The organism is Streptomyces sp. WMMB 322, assembly GCF_900090145.1.
In the GTDB taxonomy this organism is placed as follows: domain Bacteria; phylum Actinomycetota; class Actinomycetes; order Streptomycetales; family Streptomycetaceae; genus Streptomyces.
Genome location: NZ_FMHI01000006.1, coordinates 17,515 through 35,728 on the forward strand (window position 1 = coordinate 17,515; position 18,214 = coordinate 35,728).

At 67.0% G+C, this 18,214-nt stretch carries 18 protein-coding genes and 1 pseudogene; 9 read left to right on the plus strand and 10 right to left on the minus strand.

Annotated features, from left to right (window positions below; genetic code table 11):
- Nucleotides 1-15: 15 nt before the first annotated feature.
- The 4 genes from H180DRAFT_RS11860 (at nt 16) to H180DRAFT_RS11875 (ending at nt 3,547) form a co-directional block, all read left to right on the plus strand.
- Entirely contained in the window at nt 16-270 is a 255-nt protein-coding gene (locus tag H180DRAFT_RS11860; RefSeq protein ID WP_055486008.1) for a type B 50S ribosomal protein L31, read from the plus strand.
- Nucleotides 270-1,421: a CobW family GTP-binding protein gene (locus H180DRAFT_RS11865; protein WP_055486009.1), complete on the plus strand. Its 1,152-nt coding sequence runs from the start codon at nt 270-272 to the stop codon at nt 1,419-1,421. The genes H180DRAFT_RS11860 and H180DRAFT_RS11865 overlap by 1 nt, the downstream gene beginning before the upstream one ends.
- 49 nt (nt 1,422-1,470) lie before the next feature.
- A complete protein-coding gene (rpsR, locus tag H180DRAFT_RS11870; protein WP_055486010.1) occupies nt 1,471-1,707 on the plus strand; it encodes a 30S ribosomal protein S18 in 237 nt (78 codons plus the stop codon).
- Nucleotides 1,708-2,197: 490 nt separating this feature from the next.
- Nucleotides 2,198-3,547 carry a YibE/F family protein gene (locus H180DRAFT_RS11875; protein ID WP_254666007.1) on the plus strand — a complete coding sequence of 450 codons (1,350 nt, stop codon included), beginning with the start codon at nt 2,198-2,200 and terminating at the stop codon, nt 3,545-3,547.
- Between the two features lie 44 nt (nt 3,548-3,591).
- Here H180DRAFT_RS11875 and H180DRAFT_RS11880 read toward each other — a convergent pair whose 3' ends face one another.
- The 4 genes from H180DRAFT_RS11880 to H180DRAFT_RS11895 form a co-directional block, all read right to left on the minus strand.
- Nucleotides 3,592-4,485: a metal ABC transporter permease gene (locus H180DRAFT_RS11880; protein WP_055486011.1), complete on the minus strand. Its 894-nt coding sequence runs from the start codon at nt 4,483-4,485 to the stop codon at nt 3,592-3,594.
- The gene (locus tag H180DRAFT_RS11885) at nt 4,482-5,357 is read right to left on the minus strand and encodes a metal ABC transporter ATP-binding protein (protein ID WP_079100048.1); all 876 of its coding nucleotides are present in this window, start codon (nt 5,355-5,357) and stop codon (nt 4,482-4,484) included. Before H180DRAFT_RS11885 ends, H180DRAFT_RS11880 begins: the two co-directional genes overlap by 4 nt.
- Before the next feature lie 14 nt (nt 5,358-5,371).
- Entirely contained in the window at nt 5,372-6,310 is a 939-nt protein-coding gene (locus H180DRAFT_RS11890) for a metal ABC transporter solute-binding protein, Zn/Mn family (RefSeq protein WP_055486013.1), read from the minus strand.
- 263 nt (nt 6,311-6,573) lie between these two features.
- Complete coding sequence (locus tag H180DRAFT_RS11895) at nt 6,574-7,869, minus strand: YibE/F family protein (protein WP_254666008.1); 1,296 nt, start codon at nt 7,867-7,869, stop codon at nt 6,574-6,576.
- A 588-nt stretch (nt 7,870-8,457) separates the two neighbouring features.
- Between H180DRAFT_RS11895 and H180DRAFT_RS11900 the strand changes: the two genes are divergently transcribed.
- Together H180DRAFT_RS11900 and H180DRAFT_RS11905 are read left to right on the plus strand one after the other, a co-directional pair.
- Nucleotides 8,458-10,287: an IS481 family transposase gene (locus tag H180DRAFT_RS11900; protein ID WP_055486202.1), complete on the plus strand. Its 1,830-nt coding sequence runs from the start codon at nt 8,458-8,460 to the stop codon at nt 10,285-10,287.
- 375 nt (nt 10,288-10,662) lie between these two features.
- Nucleotides 10,663-11,379, plus strand: coding sequence for a YaaC family protein (locus H180DRAFT_RS11905; RefSeq protein WP_338059620.1), 717 nt, complete (start codon nt 10,663-10,665; stop codon nt 11,377-11,379).
- Between the two features lie 63 nt (nt 11,380-11,442).
- Here the strand turns inward: H180DRAFT_RS11905 and H180DRAFT_RS30400 are convergent, their stop codons facing one another.
- The 3 genes from H180DRAFT_RS30400 to H180DRAFT_RS11915 are packed head-to-tail and all read right to left on the minus strand — an operon-like array spanning nt 11,443 to nt 12,909.
- A complete protein-coding gene (locus tag H180DRAFT_RS30400) occupies nt 11,443-12,054 on the minus strand; it encodes a hypothetical protein (RefSeq protein ID WP_254665991.1) in 612 nt (203 codons plus the stop codon).
- Between the two features lie 14 nt (nt 12,055-12,068).
- On the minus strand, nt 12,069-12,347 hold the full coding sequence (locus H180DRAFT_RS11910) for a hypothetical protein (protein ID WP_055486015.1): 279 nt from the start codon (nt 12,345-12,347) through the stop codon (nt 12,069-12,071).
- The gene (locus H180DRAFT_RS11915) at nt 12,337-12,909 is read right to left on the minus strand and encodes a bifunctional DNA primase/polymerase (protein ID WP_055486203.1); all 573 of its coding nucleotides are present in this window, start codon (nt 12,907-12,909) and stop codon (nt 12,337-12,339) included. Before H180DRAFT_RS11915 ends, H180DRAFT_RS11910 begins: the two co-directional genes overlap by 11 nt.
- 393 nt (nt 12,910-13,302) lie before the next feature.
- On the opposite strand from H180DRAFT_RS11915, the gene H180DRAFT_RS11920 reads away from it, so the two are divergent.
- Nucleotides 13,303-14,556, plus strand: a complete 1,254-nt coding sequence (locus H180DRAFT_RS11920) for an NsdA family TPR-like regulatory protein (RefSeq protein WP_175437765.1) — start codon at nt 13,303-13,305, stop codon at nt 14,554-14,556.
- 9 nt (nt 14,557-14,565) lie between these two features.
- On the opposite strand, the gene H180DRAFT_RS11925 is transcribed toward H180DRAFT_RS11920, so the two are convergent.
- Nucleotides 14,566-15,492, minus strand: a complete 927-nt coding sequence (locus H180DRAFT_RS11925) for an aminoglycoside phosphotransferase family protein (protein ID WP_055486017.1) — start codon at nt 15,490-15,492, stop codon at nt 14,566-14,568.
- 512 nt (nt 15,493-16,004) lie between these two features.
- Between H180DRAFT_RS11925 and H180DRAFT_RS11930 the strand changes: the two genes are divergently transcribed.
- Entirely contained in the window at nt 16,005-16,586 is a 582-nt protein-coding gene (locus H180DRAFT_RS11930; RefSeq protein WP_055486018.1) for an RICIN domain-containing protein, read from the plus strand.
- A 76-nt stretch (nt 16,587-16,662) separates the two neighbouring features.
- Here the strand turns inward: H180DRAFT_RS11930 and H180DRAFT_RS11935 are convergent.
- Nucleotides 16,663-16,823: pseudogene (locus H180DRAFT_RS11935) on the minus strand (ISL3 family transposase); the annotation flags it as partial.
- 108 nt (nt 16,824-16,931) lie between these two features.
- Here H180DRAFT_RS11935 and H180DRAFT_RS11940 point away from each other — a divergent pair.
- Nucleotides 16,932-17,558 carry an SRPBCC family protein gene (locus H180DRAFT_RS11940; protein ID WP_254665992.1) on the plus strand — a complete coding sequence of 209 codons (627 nt, stop codon included), beginning with the start codon at nt 16,932-16,934 and terminating at the stop codon, nt 17,556-17,558.
- A 33-nt stretch (nt 17,559-17,591) separates the two neighbouring features.
- On the opposite strand, the gene H180DRAFT_RS11945 is transcribed toward H180DRAFT_RS11940, so the two are convergent.
- Nucleotides 17,592-18,188, minus strand: coding sequence for a TetR/AcrR family transcriptional regulator (locus H180DRAFT_RS11945; protein WP_055486019.1), 597 nt, complete (start codon nt 18,186-18,188; stop codon nt 17,592-17,594).
- Nucleotides 18,189-18,214 lie beyond the last annotated feature (26 nt).

The window sequence follows — 18,214 nt, forward strand, 5'->3', positions numbered from 1 at the left end:
CGAAAGGAGAGCGCTATGCAGCCGGGCATACACCCCGCCTACGGTCCCGTCGTCTTCCGGGACAAGGCCGCGGGATTCGCCTTCCTCACCCGCTCGACCGCCACCAGCGAATCGATGATCGACTGGGAGGACGGCAACAGCTACCCCGTCATCGATGTCGAGATCTCCTCCAAGAGCCACCCCTTCTACACCGGCACAGCACGCGTCCTGGACACAGCAGGGCGGGTGGAGCGCTTCGAGCGCCGCTACGGCCGTCGTGAGGCCCGCTGATGGAGAGGCAGCCGAAGCTTCCCGTGGTGATCGTCTGCGGGCTGCACGCCGAGGCTCGGACCGAGGTCGTGCAGCGTCTGCTGCGGGCCGTGCCCGGCAGCGTCGCACTGCACCACGATCACTCGACGGCCTCACACGGAACCGTGCGGCGGACCATTCGCAGTGACGCCGGTGAACTCAGTGCCGGAGATGCCCCGTTGGTGAACGACTGCGCCTGCTGCGCCCTGCGCGAGGACCTGATCCCCGAACTGGAGAGGCTGGCCGCGGACGGCCTGACCCGGCTCGCCGTGGTGGAACTGTGGGACTCGGTCGAGCCCCAGGCCATGGCCGAAGTCATTGCCGCGCACGCTGAAGACGCGGTCCTCACCAATGTCGTCACGGCCGTCGATCCCGCGCTGGTTCTGCCCTGCCTCGGCAACGGCGACGACCTGGCCGACGCGGGACTCGCCGCCGCCCCCACCGACCAGCGGACCGTCGCCGACACCTTCGCCCGGCAGCTGGAGTACGCCCCCGTACTCGCCCTCGTCGACAGCCCTGACTCGGACGAGGAGGACGCGGCTCTGCTCAACCAACTCCACCCCACCGCCTGGCACATACACCCCGCTTCGCAGGAACTGGCAGCCGCCGCCTTCGCCGGATTCGACGTACGGGCTGCCGCCGCGGCCCAGGAGCCCGCGTGCGCCCTGCTGCCGCAGGAGGCGGACGAAAGCGGAGTGACCACCTACGTCTGGCACCGCGACCGCCCCTTCCACCCGGAACGGCTCTACCAGGCGCTGGAGGACCTCACCTGCGCCGCCGCCCGAAGCCGGGGACGGTTCTGGCTCGCCGACCGTCCCGACACCCTGCTGGCGTGGGACGCCGCTGGAGGCGCACTCAGCGTCGAGAACGCGGGCCCCTGGCTGGCCGCACTCCCGGACGCCGCCTGGGAGATGGTGTCACCGGAGCGCACAGCGGCCGCCGCGCTCGACTGGCACCGCGAACACGGTGACCGCTGCCAGCACCTGGTCTTCACCTCACCGGCCCTCGACCGGGCCGGACTCGAGGAAGTCCTGGAGTCCTGCCTGCTGACCGACGCCGAATACACCGAAGGCCCCGAAGGATGGCGACGACTGCCGCCCGCCTTCGCTCCGCTCCTCGACCACGCGACCTGACGCCACCCGAACAACCCGGCGCCCGCATCCCACCCTTGGAGACCACCCCATGTCCCGTCACAACGCCCCCCGCAAGCCCGCCAAGCCCCGCCGCAACCCGCTGGACGCAGCCGGCATCACCTACATCGACTACAAGGACACCGACCTCCTGCGGAAGTTCATCTCCGACAGGGGCAAGATCCGAAGCCGCCGCGTGACCCGGATCAACGCCCAACAGCAGCGGCAGATGGCACGGGCGATCAAGAACGCTCGCGAAATGGCACTGCTGCCTTACGGGAGCCGGTGAACGCGACTGCGCCGAAGGCCGGAGGAGTACTGCCCGCCGCAACAACGAGCCCTCCGGCTTGTAACAACCGCCCCGCTTGTCGTGAGCACTGCCTGTGAGAAGCGGGTCGGTGGGCTGGATCGCCCTGTACCTGCGTGCCTCCGGGCAGTCGGCTCACCAGTCCTCGGACGATGCTGCATCCGTAGGCATGGCATCACTCAGGACGCGCACTACAGTGAGACGGCGGCGGAACAGTCGCGGACGACGAGATCGGTCGTTCCAGGGCCACGTCCGTTCCGGCGTGGCCAGGGCGACCCTGTGCGGGACGTGTACTCATGACGGAGACAATCCGGCGCCGCACTCCTGAAAGCGTTGGGAGGATCAGGGGGTGACCAGAACTCCTCCGTTCCTCAACGGCAGGCAGGCTCCGGGCTCAGCGGGCTCCCAGCGGGTTCCGGGCCCCGGCCATGCCCAGGAGCGTCGCGAGGAGCCCCCCGCACCGGGCCACGCACTGGAGCACGGACATGCACACGGTCATGGGCCTGCGGCTCCGGTGTCGCGCCGTCTGCGCAAGGTGATCGCGGCGGTTCTGATCCCCTTCGCCGTGGCCGTCCTGGCCGGGCTCGTCGCGCTGTGGCCCGGCGGAGTGCCCGAGAAGGGCGGGCCCAGCGGCGTCGGCTTCGACAGGCCCACCCTCCCGGCCCGTGTCACCGCCGTGCGGGTCGTCGACTGCAAGGACGTGAACGCGCAGCCGCCCGCGGGGCAGCCGGGCCAGACCCCCGGGCAGTCCGCGGGCGCCGGCGGCCAGGGCGGCGCGGGCAAGGCCGGCGGGACGTGCCGCAAGGCGACCGTCGAGGTCACCGGCGGCAAGGACAAGGGCAGCACGTTCACCGAGGTCATCACCCCCGACGCCACCCGCACCTACTCCGCCGGGCAGGACGTCGTCGTCGCCTACGCCGCGAAGGCGCCGCCCGAACTGCGCTACAGCGTCATCGACGTCGACCGGAAGCTGCCGATGGTGCTGCTCGCGGGCATCTTCGCGCTGTTCGTCGTGCTGGTGGGGCGGCTGCGCGGCGTACTCGCGCTGGTCGGTCTCGCGGTGAGTTTCGCGGTGCTGAGCCTGTTCATCCTGCCCGCGATACTTCAGGGTTCGAATCCCCTGGTGGTCGCGGTGATCGGAGGCAGCGCGATCATGCTGGCCACGCTGTACATGTGCCACGGCCTGTCCGCCCGCACCTCCGTGGCCGTCCTGGGCACCCTGATCTCACTGCTGCTCATCGGTGTGCTCGGCTCCGCCTTCATCGGCTGGGCCAATCTGACGGGCAACACCGACGACCAGACAGGCCTGGTGCACGGTCTCTTCCCCGGCATCGGCATCCAGGGCCTGCTGCTGGCGGGTGTGCTGATCGGCTCGCTCGGCGTGCTCGACGACGTGACGGTCACGCAGACCTCGGCGGTGTGGGAGCTGAAGGAGGCCGATCCGGGCGCCGGGTGGCGGAAGTTGTACGGCTCGGCGATGCGCATCGGGCGGGATCACATCGCCTCGGTGGTCAACACCCTCGTGCTGGCCTACGCGGGCGCCGCGCTGCCGCTGATGCTGCTGTTCTCCATCGCGCGCAGCGGCGTGACCGCGGTGGCCACCAGCGAGGTCGTCGCGGAGGAGATCGTCCGCACCCTCGTCGGCTCGATCGGGCTGGTGGCCTCGGTGCCGGTGACGACGCTGCTGGCCGCACTCGTCGTCTCCTCGGACCGGCACAGGGCCCCGGCGGAAGGCGTCCCCGCAGGCGCCGCCGCACCGAGGGAAGCGATGAAGCCGGCAGTTGTCAGCCACCGGGGCGGGAAGAGGAGAAGGCCCAAGTGAGCCGCAAGGCGGCAACAGGCCCTTGACGCCCGGTGCGCATCACGTCAGCCGAGTTCCAGGACCCTTCTTCTGCCTCCTCTTCTGCCCCCGAACTTCCTGGTCCGGCGGGTGCCCGCCAAGCGGCAGACGACGTAGATCACGAACGAGACCGTGGTGACGTACGGGCTGATCGGAATGCTGCCACCGAGGGCGAGCAGGATGCCGCCCTCGATCGAGGCCATCGCGAAGACCACGCTCAACACGGGCAGCAGCACAGGTGAGGCTGTGATCCGGGCCGCGGCAGCCGCGGGGGTGACGACGAGAGTGAGGACCAGCAGCGCTCCCACGATCTGCACCGACAGGGCGACTGCGAGCCCCAGCACGACCATGAAGGCGAACGACAGCGCCCGTACCGGCACTCCCCTGGCTTCGGCCACCTCGGGGTCGGCGCTGGCGAACGTCAGCGGTCGCCATATGACCGCCAGGGCGATGAGCACCAGGGCGGAGGTGCCGAGCAGCCATGACATCTGCGGAGTGTCGACGGCGACGATCTGTCCTGTGAGGATGCCGAACTTGTTTGCCGCCCGGCCCTTGTAGAGGGCGAGGAAGAGGACGCCCAGACCGAGGCCGAAGGGCATCAGAGTGCCGATCAGGGAGTTGCGGTCGCGGGCACGCGAGCCGAGCAGGCCGATCGTTCCGGCCGCGATCAGTGATCCGATGATCGAGCCTGCCACGATGTTGGCCCCCAGCAGCAGTGCCGCTGAGGCGCCGGCGAACGACAGCTCGCTGATGCCGTGCACCGCGAACGGCAGGTCCCGCCTGATCACGAAGACACCCACAAGGCCACCGACCAGACCCAGGGCGGCACCGGCGATGAGCGAATTGCGTACCAGGACGAGCAGTTCCCCGTAGTCGTCGAAGTTGAAGATCTGCTGCCAGACGCCGTCAGCAATGATCAAGACCGTGCTCCGTCCGGCAGTTCGGGGTGATGCGACGAATCCGCCATCTCGTCAGGGGCTCCGACGACCATGACCCGGTCCCGGACGCGGATCACGTCGACTTCGGTGCCGTACAGCTGCGAAAGAGCGGCCGAGGTCAGCACCTCCTCCGGTGTGCCGGCCCGGTAACCACCCCGGGCGAAGTACAGCACCCGGTCCGCCAGTTCCAGCACGGGGTTGATCTCGTGGGTCACGAAGACCACGGCTGTGCCGTGTGACCGGCGCCTGCCATCGACGAGCCCGGTAACGGCCCGCTGGTGATGCAGATCGAGGGAGAGCAGCGGCTCGTCGCACAGCAAGATCCGCGGATCGGTTGCCAGAGCCTGGCCGACGCGTACGCGTTGCCGCTCCCCACCGGACAGAAGGCCGACGGGGACGTCCGCGTACGCGGCGGCCCCGACCGACTCGAGGGCGTCGTCCACCCGGTGGCGGACCGTGCCGCCGCGCAGCCGCGGTCCGAAGAGATGTCCGTCGATGCCGAGCCGGATCAGATCCCTGGATCGGAGGGTGGCGTGTGCGGGCAGTGAGGCCTGCTGCGGGATGTAGCCGATGTGCCGGCTGCCCCTGTGAGGCCGACGGCCGAGCACCGCCAGCTTCCCGGCGGACAGCTGCTGCTGGCCCAGCACGGCGCGGATGAAGCTGGTCTTCCCCGAGCCGTTGGGTCCGAGCACGGCCAGGAACTCCCCCGGCCGCACGTCGAGATCCAGGCCCTGCCACAAGACGCGCTCGCCGTAGGACAGAGCAGCGTCGCGGAGGCTGATCACGGGGTCGTCGGCCGCGGCATCCGCGCCGCGTCCCTCCGTCCTGCCCTGTCGTGGGCGGGGTATTGGCATCGAAGTCCGCTGCCTCACTGGTCCAGCGCGCTCGCGAGCGCGTCGACGTTCGCGGTCATCCAGGCGATGTAGCCCTTGCCCTCCGGGAGGGTCTCGGTCACGGAGACGACAGGAATCCCGGCCTTCTTGGCTGCCCCCTCGACCTTCTTGGTCTGCGGGCCGGTGGTCTGCTCGTTGTAGACGAGGGCCTTGACCTTCTTGCCGCTGAACAGCGCCAACGTGGACTGCAGAGTCTTCGGCGAGACGTCGTCGCCCTCCTCGATGGCCTCGCTGAAGGCTTCGGGGGTCTTGTTCTCCAGTCCGCTCGCCTCGGTGAGGTACAGCGGCACGGGCTCGGTGATGGCCACAGCCTCACCCTCGTGGTCGCTCTTGATCTGCCGTTCCTTGGCTTCCAGCGGCTTCAGCTTCGCTTTGAAGGCCTTCGCGTTCTTGGTGAAGGTGGAGGCGTGGTCAGGGTCGGCCTTGGCCAGGCCGGCGGCTATGCGGTCGGCGAGCTTGGCGACGGAGGGGAAGTCGTACCAGACATGCTCGTTGAGCTCCTCGCCCTCCGGAGCGGTCCTGCCGGAGGTCTTCACCGCGTTGATCACCTCAGGGGACGCGTTGTTCCCGCCCTTCAGCATCCGGTCGACGAAGTCGTCGTACCCGCCGCCGTTTTCGATGACGACCTTCGCTTTGGACAGTGCCAGCTGATTCCGGGTGTTGGCTTCGTAGGAGTGCGGGTCCTGGCTGGGGTCACTGACGATCGAAGTGACCTTCACCCTCCCCGCACCTATCTCCTTGGCGATGTCGCCGTAGACGTTCGTGGAGGCCACCACCGGTACGGCAGATGAGGAAGCAGCGTCCTGCGAGGTGCCGGAGTCGCTTCCGGAATCGGACGAGCTGCTGCAGCCGGTCAGAACGGCCAGGGACGCGACGGCTATCAGCGCTGGATGCCGGGACCAGGACGTACGCATGGTTTTCCTCCGCAACAAGATGGCAGGTACGCCGAGCGCGGGACCTTGCCTCGGCCTCAGCAGCGAGGCTAGATGGAAACGGATGTCAAGACCATCTTCGTGGCGTCCAATATGAAAATCGTTGCCAATTATTGACTGACAGACACTCCCCGGAACCAGGCGGGATCAAGCGGTCCACGGAACGCGAACCCTGGGCACCACCAACCCAGCAGCGGTCTTGGTGGCGAACCAGAGGCTCCGAGTCAGCGCCCCATGCGCAAGGTTCAGGGCGTCGATGACGGGGAGTTGGGCGCCGTCGACGGGCCTTTGCCACCCATGAGGGGCCGGTGCGCGGAAACGACCAGGGCGGCCAGGAGTGTCGTGATGGGCACTGACGCGACCAGACCGATGCTCCCCACAAGCGTCCGCAGGATCTCCTCAGCCACGATCTCGCTGTTGGCGACTCTTCCCAGGCTGCTTCGCGCGACGGAGAAGAGAAGCAGTAGGGGCAGCGCTGCACCTGCGTAGGCGAGCACCAACGTGTTGACCACCGAGACGATGTGGTCCCTGCCGATCCTCATCGCTGCCTTGTAGAGCTGCCTGGCCGACATGGCGGTGTTTGCCTGTCGCAACTCCCACACGGCCGAGGTCTGCGTGACCGTCACGTCGTCCAGGACACCGATTGCGCCGATCACGACACCGGCCAGCAACAGACCGCGCATGTCGATCCCCGGGAAGAGATCGTGGATGAGTCCGGTCTCCTCCGAGGTATTGCCGCTCAGCACGGCCCAGTCGATGAACTGCGAGCCCAACACCCCGATGAGCAGCAGCGACACGAGCGTGCCGAGCACGGCGACCGAAGTGCGCGCGGTGATGCCGTGGCACCCGTAGAGCGCGACCAGCATGATGGCGCTGCTGCCCACCACCGCGACTGCCAGCGGATTCGAACCGTGCAAGATGGCCGGGAGAATGAAGAAGGAGAGAACTGCGAAACTGACGGCGAGAGTGGCCAGGGCCAGCAGCCCGCGCAGCCGACCGACGGCCACGACGACCAGGGCGAAAATCCCTGCCAGCAGGGTCATCGGCAGGCTGCGGTCAATGTCGGCGACCCGGAACTGCGCCTCACGCGGCGCACTGGGCTCATATGCGACCACGACATCCTGGCCGCTCTGAAGTTGGCGAGGCCCATCGGCCTGCACGTCCTCGATGAACCTCCGTCCCTTGTGAGGGCCCGACGTGACCTCGACGATGGCCGTCCTGCAGGTATCGCGACGTCGGTCCGTCTCCCCTCGGCCCAGCCCACTCGAGCCGCTGGACTCCGGGAGCGGTGAGCCGGAATCCGGCTGCGCGCAGTTCCTGGTGTCGACCCTTACGACGCTGCCGCTCTCGGTCTGCTGATCGAACCCGACCCCGCTGCGCTTGCGATCCGGCACCCCGTCAGGCCAAAGCACGAGAATCCCGACCGCGACCGCCACGATGAACGGGATCACGACCGCCGCGATGACCTTGCCCAGGTGCCTTGGCCCGGGTTCGGTAGGTCCATCGCCGGGCGAGTGCCCATGCGGGTGCGGTGCGGCCATCATGGACTCGTCATCGCAAGCGACCCTGGCCGACGAGCGGGAGAAGCAACGCACCAGACAGTGGTGCCGCCTCCTCTGTTGTTCCGACTCCCGCGACCGAACCCGGAGTTTGATCTGATCACTTCTCTTGGCAGCGCTCTGGACAAGACGCTCTTCTCACATGGATGACGCGTTATTCGGGTTTCCGCAAGTATGCATCGGGTCACCGACGCCGAATGGGACCACACGCACAACAGGCCTTCCTGGCGAATCACTGTGAGAACGATGCTGAATGTATCTTCCCCCGAGCCTGGTCAGGGGAATTCATTCTGCGATGACGTGCCACATCCACAGTTGCCGACCCCCGCCTGCGCACGCTCGGCAACCCATCGGGCGCCGTGGTTCCCGCTACGGAAAGAACCCCGGTCCGGTGTTCCTTCCAGGGTGCCGTTCAGGGATTACCGGAGTCCGGCACGGAGTCCGGCACGGTCAATTGTCGGTGTGAGGTCTCAGGAGATGCTTGACCGTTCGTGCTCTGGACATGGTTGACACGTTCGCCTGAACTTCCGCGATGTCCCGTCCCCCGATGAGGCTGGGGTGCTTCGGTCGGTGGTCGTGGATGTACAGCAGTTGGCCGAGTACCGCTACAGGGCCGTCCGCGAGGTGCTCGGCGGGTCTCCAATCGGTGAAGTCGCGGCCCGCTATGGGACCTCGCGTCAGACCCTGCACGACTGGCGGCGTCGGTTCGAGCAGGAGGGCATTCCGGGCCTGATGGACCGCTCCCGGCGCCCGCGAAACAGCCCCACCCGCCTGTCCGCCGAGGTGGAAGCCGAGATCTGCGAACTGCGCCGGCGGCATCCTCGGTGGGGTGCCCGCCGGATCTCCCACGAGCTGGCCGGCCGCGGGCTGGAGTCGGCGCCGTCGCGGGCCACGGTCCACCGGGTGCTGTCCCGCAACGGCCTGGTCCGCGCCGAGGAACAGCAGCACCCGCGCAAGTACCGCCGGTGGCAGCGCGAGGCGCCCATGCATTTGTGGCAGATGGACCTGGTCGGCGGGGTGCCGCTGGCCGACGGGCGGGAATGCAAGATGGTCACCGGCATCGACGACCACTCCCGGTTCGTCGTAATCGCCTCCGTCGTGGCCGTGCCCAGCGCCCGAGCGGTGTGCTCGGCCTTCACCGCCGCAATGCGCCGCTACGGGGTGCCCTTCGAGGTCTTGACGGACAACGGCAAGCAGTTCACTGGCCGTCACACTCGTCCCCAGCCGGTGGAGGTGCTCTTCGAGCGCATCTGCCGGGAGAACGGCATCAACCAGCGGCTGACCAAGCCGCGTTCGCCCACCACTACAGGCAAGATCGAGCGTTTTCATCGCACTCTCCGCGAGGTGTTCCTCGATCACGTGGTGCCGTACGAGTCGCTATCCGCGGCACAGGAAGCGATCGACGGCTGGGTACACGCCTACAACCACTCCCGACCGCACCAGGCCCTGAACATGGCCACCCCGGTCAGTCTCTTCCGCCCCCACGCTCCCGTCCGCGCCGGTGACGAGCATCCCAAACCGCCAGTCGCTGAGCCGGAGTTGTCCATCGAGGTCATCGAACCGCCGCCGGTTCTGCCACCGCAGGGGACCGCCGTCGAATTCGACGTGCGGGTGCCGCCCAGCGGCGAGATCACCCTGGTGACGGGCAGGCAGCGAGTCGGCATCCACCAAGCCCTGGCCGGCAGAACGCTGACCGTCTGGGCGAACCACCGCAGCGTCCACTTCCTCCTCAACGGGCACCTGGTCACCACGGTCCCGTCCCGGCTGCGGCCAGAGGACATCGCCTACCTGACCATGCGCTACGGCGCCCGTCCCGCCGGTCCCGAGCCCGCACCCGCGGCCCTGCCCCGGGCCCGCTGTGGCACGGCCGTCCTCGCCGCCGGCGAACCGGTCGAGGTCGACCGCAAGGTCCGTCGCGACGGGATCGTCTGCCTGGCCGGCGGCCGCTACCAGGTCGGATTCGCCCTCGCAGGCCGCACGATCGCCCTCCGACTCGACGGGCACCTCATGCACGCCATCGCCGACAACGCTCTGATGGGAACCTGGCCCTGCCCTATTCCGGCCGACCGTCTTGGGCAGATTCACGGGGCACGGACGGCCACGTCTCCGCTGCCGCCTCCGCCCCTGCCGGCCGGTGCTATCCGGGCCCAGCGCAAGGTGCATGCGAGCGGCCGTTTCATGATCAACGGCCAGTTCATCAAGCTCGGACCACGGCATGCCGGAAAGATCGTCACCATCGTTATCGAGGACACCCACTACCGGATCCTGCACGGAGAGGACGAACTCGCGGTCAGGCCCCGCAAGAACCTCGGACCGATCACCCGGCTCTACGTCAAAGGCATGGGCACCCAGAAGGATCGTCAAGGATCTCCTGACGACAAAGCGTCAAGGAAGTCCTGAGACCACACACCGACATGCTGGCACGATGGGGAGATGGTTCGCAGGCCGTACCCTACGTATCGTGACCAGACTTACCCCCCAACAGCAGCAGTATGGAGGGCGCTGCGGGAACTTCGTGCTGCCCCGCCCGGCGATGCGAGTAGTAGCAGTTGGCGCCACAGGCTTTTCAGCGCATCGCTGGAGCAGTCGGAACAACTATTCACCGCAGCTGCCACAGTGGGGCCAGCTTCTAGGCCTCTCGTGCTCTTCTACGGGCTGAGCCAGGCAGGTAGAGCCATCGCGGCGTGCGCCCCAGTCCCCAACGACAAGTGTCGCCTGAACGGTCATGGCATATCTGCCACTCAATTGGATCAGTCAGACGTGGGCTCGGTAATCGTGAAGGACAAAGGGAAAGCGGGAGCCGAGTCGTTCACACAGGTCGCGGAGATACTCGGATCGCGATCTCTGCCTGACGAAGCACGCCTGGCGGACGTATGGGCAGCGATCTTGGAAGTCAGCCTCTGGCCCTTGCAGTCGACAACCCATCCGCAGCTTGCAATCAACCGTGAGACTTACCAGGTGGACGCCAGCACCCTGCAGGCCATGGTCTCCGGTTTGCCCGGCGATCTTCAAAACCACGAGGACCCTACGGACCGCGAACAGGCCCTGAGTGCGTGGCTTTCTGACTATCCGGCGTTGAAGGGTTACCGCTTCCGGTCGACTGGCGCCATCCCCGATAGCGGGCCAGAGAGCTGGAATGAGCGGCAAGGCACCATCGGCTGTCGGCTCATTTGGGATGTTGGACATGGCGAGGACGTCGCGGAACGCAAGTTTGACGAAATTGCCCCATGGAAGGGGCGCAGCCTGACGGACTCCGAACGGGCGATCCACGCAAGACTCGGCGGTGACGACCGTCAGCTTCACCCCTTGCTGGCCTGGTGGGCGGTACTCTTCGCCCTTTCGATGCTCGCTCGCTATCAACCGGGGCAGTGGACGATGCAAATTGATGTGAATCGGAGCAAAGACTCTGTAGCGATCGAATACCTCCTGGACAGTGCTCTCGCCACCGTGCCGGAGCTGATCCTTGCTGCTATCGACGAGGTGACGGCCTGACAACCCAATAGCTCCGCCGCCCCCACCGCTAGTACTCCAGCAGCGGTTCGTTACCTGGCCTGGTCAGATAGTGAACCGCTGCTGGACTACTAGCCCCGGGGTCTGCCGTCGTTCGAGCTGCGGCGCTGGGGCGCCGGTCTCGACGAACGGCAGACCCCCACGACGCAGCAGCGTCAATCGCAGATCGTATGTGGCGGGTTCTCGTCGGCACTTGTCGCCATGTTCGCCAGGGCGAGTGACATCAAGGCACAGCATGCCGCAGACATGAAGAGGCCCCCGTACACCGGTCGTTGGCAAGAACGGCCGGGCCGAGCGTAGGGGGCGGTTTTCGGGGCGGTCACTCGCGGGAGCGTCGGGCGGGAAACTGCTCGGCGGACGGGCGACGTTACGAGCCATTTCGATGGACAGGCCGGCCGTCAGGGCGCGGGTCAGCAATTCCGCTGCTGCCGGGCGAACTTCACCGAGGCAGACGATTCTGTCGCCGCGCACATTGACGTCTGCTCGTAGGTTCGGCAGATCGGTTTCCAGGCCCAGAGCTCGAAGAGCCTCGGCCAAGGCGTCGGCCCCGCGACGGCCTTCCATCCAGCCGCGTACGTAGGGCACGCCCGATTGCAGGTCCTCGGCGCTTGGGGCGCATACGTCTCGACGGCCTGTCATTTCGCTCACCTCGTTCACCGCTCGCATCGTTCCTATGGCCCCTCAGTGGTGTGCACGTCGCTCGGACACTCCAGGGCCAGCCGAAGCAGCTCCGCGAGACGTTCCGCGGTCTGGGGCGCGATGCGGCCAAGCTCGATCATTCCATGACCGAAAGCGTTCAAGTCGGCGCGCAGGTAGGGGAAGTCGCGTTCCATGCCGGCTGCAATGAGAACGTCGCGCAGTGCCGCCATCGCATGACGCGCGGCGTACCACTCGCTGCTGTCCAACGGTGACCAACTCGGGTCCTTCGGGAAGCCCCGCTCAGCATTCATGAGCTACCTCCGGCGACAGGGCGTCCAGTCGGCCTTGCGGTTCGCAGAGTGTCGCTTCAAGATCTACGCGTTCGCGCTCGTACTGCTCGGCGCGGTCGATCAGAGCGGAAGTTGCCACGAGCATCGCAGCGAGTGCCGCAACCCGCGCAGGCGTGGCCTCGGGACGCCGTGTCGGAGCACGAAGCCAGGCGTATCGGTCGGCGCTCAGCGGCATTGGTCCAGGGGCGACAATCACTGAGCCTTCGTCCAGGTACCGATAAGAGAGAGCATCGGTCGTCTCGTTCAGCACCATGCGGGTGAAGCGCGCCCGCTGACCGGACGGCAGGAAGAAGCCGGTTCGCCGCGCTGAGCGGTCCATCATTACGGGACCCATGGGCATGTTGTGGCGCGTCAACTGCTCGAAGGTCTCTAGTCCCACTCGCTGAGCGACAGAAACCACGTCGAAGTAGCGGCCAGCCGACAGCGGGTACGGTGCCCTCGGATCAGCGGCCCAGTGCTCCCGGCATGCCTCCGGATCGTCCGCGGAGGCGGAGAGCCATTGGATGCCACGCTTGCTCATCATCTGCACGTCGTCTCACCTCAGTTGGCGACGACCACCGGTTGGCCGCCGTATGACCACCTTCCGGGCAACGCCTGTGAACTGGGGAGATGACGAGAGGTGACGTGGGGTGACACGCCCCGCAGCAGCACGTCTCCTCACGTCACTTCCGGGCTGAGTGGCCGGTTATGAGCAAGGGGAAGACACGGAAGCGTGGGGTCCTTACGGTCAGACGGAAGGGCCATTACAGGTGGAACGGGAAAGGCGATCGTGACGGATCAGGACCAGGTCGCCAGCTCTGCAGTAAACGAACTTCGCGCCGCCCGAAAGCAATTGGGCTGGGGGCAAGGCCGCCTTATCGCAGAGATGCGACGAGCTGCCGCGCGCAAAGGTGACCAGCTACCCGGTGACGCGAGCGTGAAGCGACGAATCGCGAGCTGGGAGAACGGGCACAGCGTCCCGGATGACTTCTACGGGCCTCTGGTATGCGAGGCGCTGGGGAAGTCGCCGGTCGAGTTGGGGCTTGGACACCTACTCGCCCAAGACATCCAGTTGTTGGACGTTCGCTATCCCCCAAACCCGGAGGAAGCGTTCCGGTCGGTCGACCAGCTCTGGCGTGCTGATTTGCACGGTTACGAGCCGCTGCTCCTGTCGGAAGCGTCGCAGCCGGCTTGGAGCGAAGCTTCTCTCCGATGGCTTGTGGCACCCGAGCCGTCGTTTCCGGTCTCGCCCCCGAAAGGGACTCTGCAAGTCGGTCTCGCCGACGTGGACGCGGTCAAGTCCACCAGCGACATGTTCTCTGAGATGGATGACCGATTTGGTGGGGATCACGGTCGGCAGGCAGTCATCCAGTACCTCAGCCGTGATGTGGCCCCGCTCCTCACCGGCAAGTACACGGAAGCCGTTGGCCGCGCGCTGTTCTCCACCGTCGCTGAGTCGACGCTGCTGGCCGCTTGGATGTCGTACGACACCTGCCACCACGGATTGGCACAGCGGTACTTTCTCCAAGCGCTCAGACTCGCGCAGGACGGGGACGACCGTCGACTGGCCGGGAGCATCCTCTCGGCGATGAGTCACCAGGCCACCTTCATCGGCAACTTCACGGAGGCTGCAACGCTCGCGCGTGCAGCCCGCATGGGCATCGCTGGAGTGGCAACGCCGACGCTGATGGCTCAGTTCTACGCCATGGAAGCCCGCGCCCTGGCCCGCTCAGGCGATGCGCGCGGGTGTGAAACGGCTCTGGCCGAAGCGGCGAGGCTGCTGGAGAGCGTGAACAACGACAACGAACCGGAGTGGATCACCTACTTCGACCAGGCCGAGCTCGCGGCAGAAGCGGCCCACTGTTTCCGAGACATCGGGAAGGCTCAGAAGGCAGTCAGCCAAGCCGAGAACGCCATGAGCGGTAGTCACGTACGAAGCGACTTCTTTGCCACGATGGTTCTAGCGGATGCTCACCTTGCGGCTGGCGACGCCGAAGAGGCGTGCATCATCGCGCTGGACGCGCTCGACATGGGGACTCAGCTCAAGTCCAAGCGTTGCGCCGGCTACCTTGCCGAGTTCCGCGCAAATTTGCAGCAGTTGGGCAATGCTGCGCCCGCCCGGGACTTCCACGAACAGGCCGCGGAACACCGTCTGTGGCAGGAGGCCAGCGAAGTGAAGCTCCCGTACTGAGACCAGCTCTCAGTACGGCTGCCAGCCTCGTCGACTTCCTCCCGTGCGGATGTCGTGCACGCGGCGCGGGAACTCCTCTGCTGCACGCTCATTTGTGTGCACCTGCTGGCCGAGCCAGAGCGTCATCATGAGTTCGCGGAGGTCGGCCAGAACCGGATAGCCAGGCCAGTTCATGATGTCGAAGCCGTAGTGATGCACGAAGGACTCGTACTCGCTCCGAGTGTGCCAACCGAAGCGGTCGTAGTAGAGCGCAGTGAGGATCAGGTCCCATTCACGTTGCGCGAGACAGGCGCCGTCCAAGTCGATGAGGAGCGCGCGCCCGTCCTGGCCCCGTAGCGCGTTACCGACGTTGGCGTCTCCGTGGATCATCCCGAAGGGGAGCACGAAGTCCAGCTCATCGTAGTCCTTGCGCAGCTTCTCGGCCCGCTCCTCCAAGAAGGTCCGGTCATCGTCGCCAACAGCGTCCAGGAGGCCGAGGCTATGCCAGACCTTTGCGAAGGGATCGAAGTACGGGAGGCGCAGATCCTCCGGTTCCTCCAGCCAGTGCAACCAGCGGAGCAGGTCCCCGAGTTCGTCCAGACTCGCGTACTCCAGCGTGTCCTGAGCGTTCTCCCAGTACGTCACCACACGGTCGCCGATGAGCGCCGGCTGCTCGACCCCGGAGACGATGCGTGTAGCCGGGAAGCCCTCACCTTCCAGCCAGCGCGCGACCCGCACGGCGTGCGTCATGCTCTCCATGCTGGCCGGGTCGCGGGCGATGCGTACGACCACGGGAGCGTGGGCGAGGCGATAGACGGCGTTGGAGCCGAGGCGCAGCAGCTCCGCCCCCGAGGCATCGAGTTGGGCCGCCGCACAGGCTTCGCGGAGAACGCCCTCCGCGCTCTCCGCGGTGAACTCCCCTGCCCCGTTCTGGGACTCGCCTTCGCCTGAGACCATGCAGTCGACGCTACTTGCCGGAGGAGGCGGCTGACAGACCGCCCACGTAGTAATGGCGTAATGATCTTGACATCATCCACGTCACCAGGCCAGGAACCGCAGGTCAACGACCTACGCGCCAGCCAGCTTCCCCGGCCTCCGGAGCCGTGTGCGCAGGTTCGAATCCTGCCGGGGGTACTTCGCAGCAACCAGCGTGAATCTGCCGCTGACCTGCAAGGACGCCACACACGAAGAGCCGGACTCAGTCCCACTGAGTGCGGCTCTTCGTCATTGCTGGGGACTGATGCAGGGTCTGGTGACATCGCCTACCCCTGCATCAGTCTCTTCCTTCTTGGATGCGGGAAGTTACCGAAAATGCACGCCGCCGGCCTACCCAGCCCGACCAGGCCGCATGCCTCCCCGGCAGTCGGCCTGACACCATCGGATGGTCTCCCCCTGAGAACGCTCCGAGAGGCCACATGTGGCATTCAGGATCGTGCCGGACCACTTGGTTGAGAAGGGAAGGCACCTCCATGCCCACGCTACGCAGTACCGCCATCGCCGCCTCGTCCGCCGTTCTGGCCCTGTCCGGCCTCGTTGCCGCCGGCGCGACGCCGGCAGCCGCCGAGCCCGGCTCCCGGGACCTCATCAACAAGAAGGACGGCTCGCGCCTCGCCCTGGTGGACAACAACACTGCGGCTGAGGGGGCCTTCGCCAACAGCCTGCGAAACCCGGGATGGAAATACAGCACGGAGGAGTGGACATCACAGCTCGTCAGCGGGCGACTGTCTGACGGCACATACAACCGGGTTCTCAAGAACGTGGCAGCGAACAAGTGCCTGCAACCGCAGAGCGCGTCGCCCACGCGCGGAATGCGCGTCGTGGTGAAGACCTGCAACGGCTCGGACCTGCAGCGGTGGAACCTCCAACCCGAGACGGTCGGCGGCACGAATACGGGCTGGTGGATCTGGCGCCCCGCCGTCAACAGCAAGCTCGCGCTGACGATCGACGCGTACGGGAACGGCAGCTGGAACACCCTCTACCTCGACACCTCCTACCCCTCCTCCGACAGGCTCTGGGCCCTGCGGCCGAACGACCAGCCGTGGCGCAACTGACCGTGCACCGCAAGGCGCCGTGTTCCCCCACCTGCTGAAGGGCCTGTCCCCGGTACACACCACTCCGGGGGGCCTTCCGGGCGAGCCGGCGCGGGGAGATGTGACTGCGGTCGGCGTCCGCGCGGCCCTGGTTGACGTACTTGTGCAGGAGGTTGAGGCAGCCGGTGAACCCGAGGGCCTTGACTCTCCGAAGAGGTGCGCACCAGGGGCGGCGGGGTCGAAGGAATGCGCCCGCTGTTACGGGGGGACCGTCGACGGGCAGCAGTTCACGGAGGCCGCCTTGGGCTGCCCGCATCCACATCTGTTCGCCAGTGTCCGCCAGTATTCGCCAGGGAGATCAAAGCCATGTCGCGTTCTCGGACGGCGTCACCGTGGAAGCCGTACCGGAGGCCGGCCGATGACCGGCGCACGGCGGCACGGATCGCCGCGTGGACCGTCGGCATCGGTGGTGTCCTGGGCGGTGCCTACCTGGGACTGGTGACAGGGGCGGTGCCCGTCGACGTGGGCACGGGCAGGCGCACCCGGCCGTTGGGCCCGCAGACCGTGGACATCGCGGCGCCCCGGGAGGTCGTCTTCGACGTGGTGGCACAGCCGTACCTGGGCCGCACTCCGCGGGCCATGCGCGAGAAGCTGCACGTGCTGGAGCGGGGCAGCGACCTGGTGCTGGCCGAGCACTTCACGCCCGTTGCGGGCGGAAGGCTGAGGGCGATCACGGTGGAGACGGTGCGATTCTCCCCGCCTGAGCGCATCGACTTCCGGCTGGTGCGGGGCCCGGTTCCGCAGGTGACCGAGTCCTTCGTGCTGAGCGGGCACGCATCGGGGACACGGCTGGTGTACGACGGGCAGATGGGCACCGACCTGTGGCGGCTCGGACAGTGGTGGGGAGCTGCGGTTGCCGCCCGCTGGGAGGCCACGGTCGCCGCCTCGCTCGCTTCGGTCAAGGAGGAGGCGGAGCGCCGGGCCGGGAGTTGAGGCCCGTGTGACGGTGTGACCGGCTCACCCCGATCACATCGCTGGTCCGCCGAGCGCGTCGAGTGCTGAGTTCACTGTGCTCCTGAGCCGGCGTGCATCCGCCCCGGCGCGGGATCGCAGGTTCACTCCGTGTGCGAGCAGCGCCAGCACATCGGCCGCGGCGGCGGGATCGCTGCCCGGGGCCAGTTGACCGCGCTCCTGTGCGGCGAGGAGGGCCCCGTGCAGTGCGTCTCGCAGGCGGTCGTGCTGCCGGTCGAGGAGGGCCCGCACCTGAGCGTCGCCGTTCTCGGCGCCCACGTGTGCGTTGGAGACCATGCAGCCCCATCCGGCGTACTCGCCCGAGCAGCGCGTATTGATCAGCCCGGTGAAGAACTCGGCGACGGCGGGCAGTCCTCGCCGGTCCTCCGTGAGGCGCTCGAGGACCGGCCGTGTGCGGCTCTCGGCATAGCGCTCCAGAGCGGTGCGGTAGAGCTCCGTCTTGCCGCCGAACGTGGCGTACAGGCTGGAGCGGTTGAGTCCGGTCGCGTTCACGATGTCCTGGATGCCGGTTGCGGCCACGCCCTGGCGCCAGAAGAGGCGGACCACCGTGTCCAGGGCCGCGTCCGGATCGAAGTGCTTGATGTCCGGCATGGCCACCCCGTCATCTTGAAATGAGA